We start from the raw sequence: 6,385 nt of genomic DNA, 5'->3' as shown, positions 1-6,385 counted from the left end.
CGGCGTTATCGAGGAAGTAGCGATCGTGGGTAACGGCGACGACCGTGCCCGGGAAGCGCGTGAGGAACTGTTCGAGCCAGTCGACCGATTCCGCGTCCAGGTGGTTGGTCGGTTCGTCGAGCAGCAGCATGTCCGGCTTTTCGAGCAGCAGCTTGCAGAGTGCCACGCGACGCTTTTCGCCACCCGACAGGTGCTCGATCTTCGCGTCCCACGCCGGCAGGCGCAGCGCGTCGGCGGCGATTTCGATTTGCTGTTCGGCGCTGCCGTCGGTGGTGGCTAGAATCGCTTCGTACTTCGCCTGCTCGGCGGCGAGTGCGTCGAAATCGGCGTCCGGCTCCGCGTAGGCGGCGTAGATTTCGTCGAGTTTCTTTTGCGCGCCGAAGACGTCGCCGAGACCTTCTTCGACCGCTTCACGCACCGTCTTGTTCGGATCGAGTTGCGGCTCCTGCGGCAGATAGCCGATGTTCAGGTTCGGCATCGGCGTGGCTTCGCCTTCGATATCTTTGTCCACACCGGCCATGATGCGGATCAGCGTCGACTTACCCGAGCCGTTCAGGCCGAGCAGGCCGATCTTCGCGCCGGGGAAGAACGACAGCGAGATGTCTTTCAGGATTTGACGCTTGGGCGGCACGATTTTGCCGACCCGGTTCATGGTGAAGACGTATTGGGCCATTTGCTTGCACTAGACGTTGACGCCGCCGGCCGCGTGGGGGCGGGCGGTCGTGGGTGGATGGGTAATCGGTGTTGTGGCCAGGCAGTGCGCCTGGCGCCGGCCGGCGCGGCGTCGAGCGCGGCGTCGAACCCCGCGACGCCCCGCGCGCGGGCGGGTGGTCCAGGTGGCATTGTACTTCGGGGTGAGGGTGGGGCGGCAGAGGGCGTCCGCAGCGACGTCAGTTCGCGCGCTGTCCCGTCGACGGATCGAAGAAATGCAGATGCTGCTGGGGCAGCGCAACTTGCAGCGCTTCGCCTGCTGCGGGACGGTGCGTGTGCGGCAAGCGCACGGTGACGTCGTGCTTGCCCCAGCGGCCGTGCGCGAGGTTGTCCGCGCCGAGCAGTTCGCAGGAATCGACGGTCAACGTTGCATGAGAAGCGTCCGCTTGACCCGGCGTCATATGCTCCGGGCGAATGCCGAGCGTCCATTCGCGGCCCTTGGCGACTTCGCGGCCGATCGACGCTACGCCTGACAGCGGCAGCTTCGGCCCATTGCCCGCCACTTCAAACGTTGAGCCGTCATCCGACACGCGGCCTTCCAGCAGATTCATCCCCGGGGAGCCGATGAAGCTTGCGACGAACACCGTCGCCGGCCGCTCGTAGACCTCGGTCGGCGCGCCGATCTGCTCCGCGTGACCCTTGTTCATCACGATCACGCGTTGCGCCAGCGTCATCGCTTCGATCTGATCGTGCGTGACGTACAGGCTGGTGGTGGCAAGCCGCGCATGCAGGCGCTGTATTTCGAGGCGCATCTGCACCCGCAAGCGGGCATCCAGATTCGACAGCGGTTCATCGAACAGAAACACCGCCGGCTCGCGCACGATCGCGCGACCCATTGCAACGCGTTGCCGTTGTCCGCCGGACAACTCGCGCGGCTTGCGTGCGAGCAGCGGTTCAAGCTCGAGAATCTGCGCCGCGGCCTGCACGCGCTTCGCAATCTGCGCACGGTCGACGCCCGCAATCTTCAGCGCATAACCCATGTTCTCGGCGACGCTCATATGCGGATACAGCGCGTAGTTCTGGAACACCATCGCGATGTTGCGATCCTTCGGCTCCAGTCGGTTGACCACTTTGCCGGCGATCGAGATGGCGCCTTCGGAAATGCCTTCGAGCCCGGCCACCATCCGCAGCAGGGTCGATTTACCGCAACCCGACGGGCCCACCATCACGACGAATTCGCCGTCCGCGACGTCCACGTCGATGCCGTGCAGCACGAACTGTTTGCTGTCGTAGGTCTTTTTAACGCCTTGCAGAGTCAGTGCAGCCATGCCGTTTTAGCCTTTTCTTTGCTTGCCGCGTAGAACGCGGTGTTCTTGATTCCGTGATTGACTCATACCCAACGCCGAAGCTCGCCCACGCTGCGCGCGTTACTTCTCCGAGTCCACCAGTCCGCGCACGAACCAGCGCTGCATCGTCAGCACGACGGCGAGCGGCGGCAGCATGGCGAGCAGCGTTGCGGTCATCACGAGATGCCATTCGGTCGCGGTGTCGCCAGACGCGATCATGCTTTTGATGCCGACCACAGCCGTAGTCAGCGATTGCTGGCTCGTAATCAGGATCGGCCACAGATACTGATTCCAGCCGTAAATGAACGTGATGACGAACAGCGCCGCCATGTTCGTTTTCGACAACGGCAGCACCACGTCCCAGAAGAACCGCATCGCACCGGCGCCGTCAATGCGCGCCGCTTCCATCAATTCGTCCGGCAGCGTCATGAAGAACTGGCGGAACAGGAACGTCGCGGTGGCCGAGGCGATCAGCGGCAACGTCAACCCGCTATACGTATTGCTCAGATGCATCGACGACACGACTTGCACGGTCGGGAAAATACGTACTTCGACCGGCAGCATCAGCGTGATGAAGATCAGCCAGAACGACAGATTGCGAAACGGAAAGCGGAAAAACACGATCGCATACGCGGAGATCATCGAGATGGCGATCTTTCCGATCGAAATCACCAGCGCCATCACGAGGCTGTTGAACAGCATGCGGCCGAACGGCGCCGCCGCATTGCCGCTGCCATGCGACCAGACAGTCGCGATGTTCTCGAACAGATGCGTGCTCGGCACCAGCGACAGCGGCACGCTGAACACCTCATGCTCGCTCATCGTCGCTGCGCAAAAAGCGACATACACCGGAAACACCACCAGCACGACGCCGAGAATCAGCACCGCATGGCAGAAGAGGTCGAAACCGCGGCGGTTCTCGATCATGAGTATTGAACCCTGCGTTCAATAAAGCGGAATTGCACGACCGTCAACGCGACGACGATCGCCATCAGGATGACGGACTGCGCGCCCGAGCTGCCGATGTCCAGCCCCTGGAAACCTTCGGCGAAGATCTTGTAGATCAGCGTACGGGTGGATTGCGCCGGGCCGCCGCCGGTGGCGGCGTCAATCACCGGGAAGGTGTCGAAGAACGCGTAGGTGATGTTGATCACCAGCAGGAAGAAGCTGGTCGGCGAGAGCAATGGCAGTGCGATGCCGAAGAAACGCCGCACCGGCCCGGCGCCGTCGATGGCCGCCGCTTCGATCAGCGAACGCGGAATTGCCTGCAAGCCGGCATAGAAGAACAGAAAGTTATAGCTGACCTGTTTCCATACGGAAGCCAGCACGACCAGAAACATCGCCTGTCCCGAGTTCAACGCGTGATTCCACACGATGCCGTACTTCGCGAGCGTATAGGTGACGAGTCCGATGCTCGGGTTGAACAGGAACGACCACAACACGGCCGCGATTGCGGGTGCGACCGCATACGGCCAGATCAGCAGCGTCTGATAGGCCCTCGCGCCGCGCGTCACGCGATCCGCGCAGACTGCCAGCAACAGCGAAATCACCAATCCGGACACGGTGACGAGCGCACAGAAAATCAGCGTCGTATTGAACGACGACAAGTAGAGCGGATGGGCGAATAACTGCTTGAAATTGGCCAGGCCCACAAACTCGCTGGACGTGCCGAACGCGTCCTGGCTCTGCGTGGATTGCCACAGTGCTTCGCCCGCCGGCCACAGAAAGAACAGCAGCGTGATCGCGAGTTGCGGCGCAACGAGCAGATAGGGCAGGACGCTGGTGCCGAAGCTGGAGCGCTTTTCCATCGAGGTTTCCTAGGTCTGCTGCAACAACGGGTTTCGGTGCGGGCGCACCGAAACCTGGCCGGCTAGTGCTTAGTTGCCTGCTTTCTCGAAGCGGCGCAGCAACTCGTCGCCTCGCGACACGGATGAATCGAGCGCCTGTTGCGGCGTCTTTTTCCCCGCCCAGACCTGTTCGAGTTCTTCGTCGATGACGGTGCGGATCTGCGGCATGTTGCCCAGACGCAAGCCTTTCGTGTACGGCAGCGGCGGCTTGTTGAGCATCTGTTTGATCGCCGTGTCGCTGCCTGGATTCTTCTCGTAGAAGCCTTGCTGCTGAGTCAGTTGGTACGCGGCGGTCGTGACCGGCAGATAGCCCGTGTCCTGATGCCACTTCGCGGCAACTGGCGCCGACGACAGATACGCGAGGAATTTCGCCACGCCCTTGTAGACGGCCGGGTCTTTACCCGAGAGCACCCACAGACTTGCGCCACCGATGATCGCGTTCTGCGGCGCACCCTTCACGCTCGCGTCATACGGCATCATGCCAGTGCCGAAATTGAACTTGGCGTACTTTTTGATCGTGGCAAGCGAGCCCGATGAGTTCGTGATGATCCCGCAGTCGCCGCTATAGAACTTCGACACCGGTTCGTCCTTGCGGCCGACATACGTGAAGGTGCCCTCCTTCTGCATGTTCTGCAGAAACTGGATGTGCGCGACCTGCAGCGGCTTGTTGAATTCGAGCTGCGCGTCGGGGCCGTCGAAACCATTGTTCTTCGACGCGAACGGCGCGCCGTGCCAGGCGCTATAGTTTTCGAGCTGAATCCAGCTCTGCCAGCCCGACGAATAGCCGCACGCCATGCCCGACGCCTTCAGCTTCTGCGCGTCCACCTGCAATTCGGCCCAGGTTTTCGGCGGCTGATTCGGATCGAGCCCTGCTTTTTTGAACGCGTCCTTGTTGTAGTACAGCACTGGCGTCGAGCTATTGAACGGCATCGAAATCAGTTCGCCGGTTTTGGCGTCGCTGTAATAGCTCGCGATGGTCGGCACGAAAGCCTTTTCGTCGAGCGGCACGCCGGCTTGTTTGAACACTTCCGAAACCGGGATCACGGCCTTTTTCGCCTGCATCATCGTGGCGGTGCCGACTTCGTAGACCTGCAGAATGGCCGGCGCGTTGCCGCTACGATAAGCGGCGATACCGGCGGCGAGGGTCTGGTCGTAGGTGCCTTTGAACACCGGCACAATCTTGTAGTCGCTTTGAGACGCGTTGAACGCGTTGGCGATGTCGTTCAGACGCTCGCCGAGCGCAGCTTCCATGCCGTGCCAGAACTGGATTTCAGTGGCGGCGTGGGCTGCCTGGCTAATGCCGAAGCTCAATACGGCGGCAACGGAAAGCGAACGGAACAGTGGCTTGCAACTCATCGATTTATCTCCTATGTCGACCGGAGTTAGCGCTTTAGCGCTTACTCCGGTCCCATGCAACATGGTTGCTGATCGGAACAGGCGCAGATGGGAATCGCGCGATTCTATTTGTGTTCGATGACAGTCCGGCGTCGGCCGCCGGGCGGGAGCCCGCTTTGACAGGTGCCGAATGCCGCAATTTAACATCGGCTGTCATGAAACGGAAACAATGGGCGTCTCAACGCCCGATTTTGCGCGAAGTCAAGGCCCGACGTTAATCGGTGAACATCGCTGCGAGCGCGTGGTAATGATGGGCATCGAGACGGTAAGACCGGTATCGCGGCGATATTTGAGTCGGGTACGCACTGCCATGTCGTTCGTTAATCAGGATTCCATATGCTTCGACCCATACGATTTGCTCTGAGTGGCGCGGTGATGGGCCTTGTGCTGGCCGGTTGCCCCTTGACGCGCGTGGCGGCAGACAGCGGCGCGCTGCCGATTGCTACTTTGCCGAAGATCGTCGCCCATCGGGGCGGTACGGGCGACGCGCCCGAGAACACACTCGAAGCGATTCGTTTGTCGATCACGCATCGTGCCGATGCCATGTGGCTATCTGTCCAGTTGAGCAAGGACGGGGTCCCTGTGTTGTACCGTCCCGCGGACCTATCGGCGCTAACCGACGCGACGGGCCCGGTTGCCGCGCACACCGCGGCGGAACTCGGGCGCGTGAACGCAGGCTGGGCTTTCCGCCGAGGCGACACGTACCCGTATCGCACGCAACCGGTAGGCATTCCCACGCTGCGCGAAGCGTTGCGTGCGATCCCCCCGACCATGCCGGTTGTCCTCGATATGAAAGCTTTGCCTGTACAGCCGCAAACTCAGGCCGTGGCGCAGGTGCTAAGCGAAGAGAACGCGTGGTCACGCGTCACTATCTATTCGACCGATGTGCAATACCAGCAGAGCTTCGGCATTTATACCCAGGCACAGGTGTACGAGTCGCGCGATGATACGCGTGGGCGCTTGATGCGCGTGCTGCTCAATCAGGGCTGCGTGGACGCACCGGTACAACACACGTCGACAGCGTTCGAGATGCACCGCGCGCTCACGGTGGTCGAGCAGTTCACGCTGGGTGAAGGTCGCTCCGACGTGCAGGCGACCGTGTGGACGCCCGCCACCGTTGCGTGTTTCCGGCAGAATCAGGATGTG

Annotated in this window: 6 protein-coding genes; 1 reads left to right on the top strand and 5 read right to left on the bottom strand. The window is 61.4% G+C overall.

Features of this window, described 5'->3' with window-relative positions; translation table 11 throughout:
• The 5 genes from VFE81_RS01400 to ugpB form a co-directional block, all read right to left on the bottom strand.
• A partial coding sequence (locus tag VFE81_RS01400) for an ATP-binding cassette domain-containing protein (RefSeq protein ID WP_325042882.1) occupies window positions 1–673 on the bottom strand: 673 nt, incomplete at its 3' end.
• Window positions 674–890: 217 nt separating this feature from the next.
• Window positions 891–1,979, bottom strand: a complete 1,089-nt coding sequence (locus VFE81_RS01395) for a sn-glycerol-3-phosphate import ATP-binding protein UgpC (protein WP_325042881.1) — start codon at window positions 1,977–1,979, stop codon at window positions 891–893.
• A gap of 99 nt (window positions 1,980–2,078) precedes the next feature.
• The gene (gene ugpE, locus VFE81_RS01390; RefSeq protein ID WP_063497462.1) at window positions 2,079–2,924 is read right to left on the bottom strand and encodes a sn-glycerol-3-phosphate ABC transporter permease UgpE; all 846 of its coding nucleotides are present in this window, start codon (window positions 2,922–2,924) and stop codon (window positions 2,079–2,081) included.
• Complete coding sequence (gene ugpA / locus VFE81_RS01385) at window positions 2,921–3,805, bottom strand: sn-glycerol-3-phosphate ABC transporter permease UgpA (RefSeq protein WP_325042880.1); 885 nt, start codon at window positions 3,803–3,805, stop codon at window positions 2,921–2,923. Before ugpA ends, ugpE begins: the two co-directional genes overlap by 4 nt.
• Before the next feature lie 69 nt (window positions 3,806–3,874).
• Window positions 3,875–5,200: a sn-glycerol-3-phosphate ABC transporter substrate-binding protein UgpB gene (gene ugpB, locus VFE81_RS01380; protein WP_325042879.1), complete on the bottom strand. Its 1,326-nt coding sequence runs from the start codon at window positions 5,198–5,200 to the stop codon at window positions 3,875–3,877.
• Between the two features lie 375 nt (window positions 5,201–5,575).
• Between ugpB and VFE81_RS01375 the strand changes: the two genes are divergently transcribed.
• Window positions 5,576–6,385: glycerophosphodiester phosphodiesterase family protein (locus VFE81_RS01375; protein WP_325042878.1), on the top strand; the 810-nt coding region annotated here is incomplete at its 3' end.

Source organism: Paraburkholderia sp., assembly GCF_035656215.1.
Classification (GTDB): Bacteria; Pseudomonadota; Gammaproteobacteria; order Burkholderiales; family Burkholderiaceae; genus Paraburkholderia.
This window is presented reverse-complemented; position numbering and strand designations above follow the sequence as displayed.

Coding starts and splice junctions, on each gene's coding strand:
- ugpA (WP_325042880.1), bottom strand. CDS start 3,805: ATGGAAAAGCGCTCCAGCTTCGGCACCAGCGTCCTGCCCTATCTGCTC.
- VFE81_RS01395 (WP_325042881.1), bottom strand. CDS start 1,979: ATGGCTGCACTGACTCTGCAAGGCGTTAAAAAGACCTACGACAGCAAA.
- ugpE (WP_063497462.1), bottom strand. CDS start 2,924: ATGATCGAGAACCGCCGCGGTTTCGACCTCTTCTGCCATGCGGTGCTG.
- ugpB (WP_325042879.1), bottom strand. CDS start 5,200: ATGAGTTGCAAGCCACTGTTCCGTTCGCTTTCCGTTGCCGCCGTATTG.